Below are 3967 nucleotides of genomic sequence, written 5' to 3' on the forward strand. Positions count from 1 at the left end.
GTGGGGGCAGCAGGGGTCGTGCGGGGTGCGGTGTCCGCCCGCGCGGTCGTCGCCGGGAGCAGCGCGGCCGTCAGGGCCGCCACGAGAGTCGCGCGCAGCAAGTGGGCCTCCGATAAGGGGTGTTGAGCAGAACCGGCCCTTTCTACTGGTCGGCTCCGCACATGGGAATCCCCGGAGCGCGGCAACCTGCGGCAATCCGTGGTGACCCGCGGTGACCCGCTGAAACCCCGCCACCTCTGCATCTGAAATACAGATAACTCCCAACGGAAACATCTGTTGGACAGTTCCGTGCGGGCGTCCAAGGATGTGTCGCAGCGGTAGCACAGTCAACGCGACACCGGGATGGACTACCGCGCTGAGTGGAGGCACACATGCCGAGTGAAGAGACCGAAGTCGTCGTCGTCGGAGCGGGCCAGGCCGGCGTCGCGATGAGCGAACATCTGGGCGCCCACGGCGTACCGCACATCGTCCTGGAGCGGCACCGGATCGCCGAGCGCTGGCGTTCCGAGCGCTGGGACTCCCTGGTGGCGAACGGGCCCGCGTGGCACGACCGCTTCCCGGGTCTCGAGTTCCCCGACACGGCCCCCGACGCCTTCGCGTCGAAGGAGCAGGTCGCCGACTACTTCGTCGCGTACGCCGAGAAGATCGGAGCCCCGGTCCGCTGCGGTGTCGAGGTCAACTCGGTGCGCAGGCACGCCGGTCGGCCGGGTTTCCGGGTCGAGACGTCCGAGGGCGCCATCGACGCGCGCTACGTGGTGGCCGCGACCGGACCGTTCCAGCGGCCCGTGATCCCGCCCATCGTGCCGGACGGCGCCGTGCCCGTGCAGATCCACTCCAGCGGGTACCGCAACCCGGAGCAACTGCCCGAGGGCGCCGTGCTCGTGGTCGGTGCCGGTTCCTCCGGTGTGCAGATCGCGGACGAGCTGCGCCGCTCCGGCCGCCGGGTCCTGCTCTCCGTCGGACCGCATGACCGGCCGCCGCGCGAGTACCGCGGCCGTGACTTCTGCTGGTGGCTCGGGGTGCTCGGCATCTGGGACGCGGAGACCCCGCCGCACGGGGCGGAGCACGTCACCATCGCGGTCAGCGGGGCACGCGGCGGCCACACCGTGGACTTCCGCGCCCTCGCCGGCATTGGCATCGAACTGGTCGGCCTCACCTCGTCGTACGACGACGGCGTGCTGAGCTTCGCGCCGGACCTCGGCGACAACATCGCCTTCGGTGACGAGAAGTACCTGGAGTTCCTCCGGGCCGCCGACGCGTACGTCGAGCGCAACGGGCTCGACTTCCCCGCCGAGCCGGAGGCCCACGTCCTCGGGCCCGACCCGGAGTGCGTGACGAGCCCCCGCCTGGAACTCGACCTGGCCGAGGCCGGTGTCACCGCCGTCGTGTGGGCGACGGGCTTCGCCGCCGACTACGGCTGGCTCGACGTCGACGCGTTCGACGAGCGCGGCCGCCCGGACCAGCGCCGCGGCGTCTCCCGCGAACCCGGCGTCTACTTCCTGGGCCTGCCCTGGCTGTCCCGGCGCGGATCGAGCTTCATCTGGGGCGTCTGGCACGACGCCCGGTACGTCGCCGACCACATCACCACCCAGCGCGGCTACCTCGCGTACGGGCCCGCCGACGCCACCGGAGCCGGCGACCGGAACGAAGACAGCGACCGGACCGCCACCGTGGCGACCGCCCCGAAGAACTGAGGAGCAGACGATGACCTCCACGACCCCGACCGGCGCGGGCCGCCCGGTGAAGGACCCGATCGTCGCCGGTGGGCACACCAGGATCCGGCCGTTCAACACCCGCGAGACCTACCCCGAGCAGAGCCTCGACAACGACCTCTGCCAGGCCGTCGTCGCCGGGAACACCGTCTACGTACGCGGCCAGATCGGCCAGGACCTCGACACCAGCGAGTCCGTCGGCATCGGTGACGCCGAGGCCCAGGCCGAGCAGGCCATGGCCAACATCAAGATGCTGCTCGAAGAAGCGGGCAGCCGCATGGAGCACTTGGTCAAGCTGACCATCTACCTGATCGACCCGCGCTACCGCGAGGCCGTGTACCGCACGGTGGGCCGCTGGACCAAGGGCGTGCACCCCATCTCCACCGGCCTGGTGGTCTCCGCCCTCGCCCGCCCGGAGTGGCTCTGCGAGATCGACGCCGTCGCCGTGATCCCCGAGGAGGACCGGGCATGACCTTCTCCCTCGTCGTACGCGACGGCGCCCGCTTCGGCATCGTGGCCAGCTCGTCGAGCCCGGCCGTGTTCGCCCGCGTCGCCCACCTGCGCCCCGGAGTCGGCGCGGCCACCTCGCAGAACATCACCGACCCCACCCTCGGCACCGACCTCCTCGACGGGCTCGCGGACCATGGCGACCCGCGGCGCGCCCTGGCCGGCGTGACCGGTGCCGCGCGCAACGAAAAGACCGTCCCCTACCGGCAGTTGACCGTACTGGGCCGCTCCGGCGCCGGGTTCGCGTACAGCGGTGAGCACACCCTCGGCACCCACGCCTCGGCCACCGCCGACGGCGCGGTGGCGGCGGGCAACATGCTCTCCGGCACGCATGTGCCCGGCGTACTCATCGACGCGTACGCCGCCGCCACCGGCGAGCTGGAGGAACGGCTGCTCGCCGCCCTGAAGGCGGCCGTCGCGGCCGGCGGCGAGGAAGGGCCGGTGCGCTCCGCGGGTCTCGCGGTCGTCGCCGACGTGGGCTGGCGCGTCACCGACCTGCGCGTCGACTGGGCCGACGCCCCTCAGGACCGGCTCGGCGAACTCCTCGACGTCTGGCTGCCGCAGCGCGACGACTACGTGACCCGCGGACTCGACCCCGCCACCTCGCCCTCCTACGGCGTCCCGGGCGACGACCGGTGAGCGCGCTGAAGGACGCGGCGAGGCAGGCCGTCGACCGCCGTGCCGAGGAGCTGATCGCCCTCTCCGAGCGGCTGCACGCCGACCCGGAGACCGCCTGGGAGGAACACCGCGCCGCGGCCGCCGTGCCGGAACTCCTCGACCGCGCCGGGTACCAGGTCACCTCGTCCTACCTGGGCCTGGACACGGCGTTCCACGCCCGGATCGGCAGCGGGCCCGTGCGGATCGCGCTGTGCGCCGAGTACGACGCACTGCCCGGCCTCGGCCACGCCTGCGGGCACAACCTCATCGCCGCGAGCTCCGTCGGCGCCGCGCTCGGCCTGGCCGCCGTGGCCGACGACGCGGGCCTCACCGTCGAGGTCTACGGCACCCCGGCCGAGGAGGGCGGCGGCGGCAAGATCGAGATGCTCGACCGGGGCGCCTTCGCCGGGGTGGACCTCGCGATGATGGTGCACCCGGCCCCGGTCGACGTGGCCGAGGCCCGGCCGTTCGCGGTCAGCCACTCGAAGATCTCGTACGCCGGGAAGTCCGCGCACGCCGCGGCCTACCCGGAGGCCGGGGTCAACGCGGCCGACGCCTTCACCGTCGCCCAGGTCGCGATCGGGCTGCTGCGCCAGCAACTGCCCGCCTCGTCCCGCGTGCACGGTGTCGTGACGCACGCGGGCGACGCCCCCAACGCCATCCCGGAGCGGTCGACCGGACGCTGGTACGTACGGGCCGAAACCCTCGCCGAACTCGCCGAGCTGGAACCCCGCGTCATGCGCGCCTTCGAGGCCGGCGCCCTCGCCACCGGCTGCGACCTGGAGATCGAACCGGAGAGCAAGCCGTACGCGGAGTTCCGCACGGACGAGACCGCGCTCGGCCACTACCGTGCCAACGCCCTCGCTCTGGGGCGGGAGTTCGCGCCGCCCGGCCAGGCCGCGCGGATGAACCGGGCCTCCACCGACATGGGCAACGTCTCGCAGGTCGTCCCCGCCATCCACCCCTACATCGGCATCGGCTCCCTGCCCGCTACCAACCACCAGCACGAGTTCGCCGCGTACTGCGTCGGCGGGGCCGCCGAACGGGCCCTGCTCGACGGGGCGATCGGCCTCGCCTGGACCGGCGTGGAC

The 3967-nt window shown here is 72.7% G+C and carries 4 protein-coding genes; all 4 read left to right on the forward strand.

The features are described from left to right. Nucleotides 1–371 precede the first annotated feature (371 nt). Complete coding sequence (locus GUY60_RS35490; protein ID WP_161705503.1) at nt 372–1694, forward strand: flavin-containing monooxygenase; 1323 nt, start codon at nt 372–374, stop codon at nt 1692–1694. A gap of 10 nt (nt 1695–1704) precedes the next feature. After that, the gene (locus GUY60_RS35495; protein WP_188133225.1) at nt 1705–2184 is read left to right on the forward strand and encodes a RidA family protein; all 480 of its coding nucleotides are present in this window, start codon (nt 1705–1707) and stop codon (nt 2182–2184) included. Continuing rightward, on the forward strand, nt 2181–2858 hold the full coding sequence (locus GUY60_RS35500; RefSeq protein ID WP_161705504.1) for a DUF1028 domain-containing protein: 678 nt from the start codon (nt 2181–2183) through the stop codon (nt 2856–2858). The genes GUY60_RS35495 and GUY60_RS35500 overlap by 4 nt, the downstream gene beginning before the upstream one ends. Then, nucleotides 2855–3967 (forward strand): M20 family metallopeptidase (locus GUY60_RS35505; protein WP_161705505.1); only part of this gene is annotated, 1113 nt, incomplete at its 3' end. The genes GUY60_RS35500 and GUY60_RS35505, both read left to right, overlap by 4 nt.

It is taken from the genome of Streptomyces boluensis, from assembly GCF_009908195.1.
Taxonomy (GTDB): domain Bacteria; phylum Actinomycetota; class Actinomycetes; order Streptomycetales; family Streptomycetaceae; genus Streptomyces; species Streptomyces boluensis.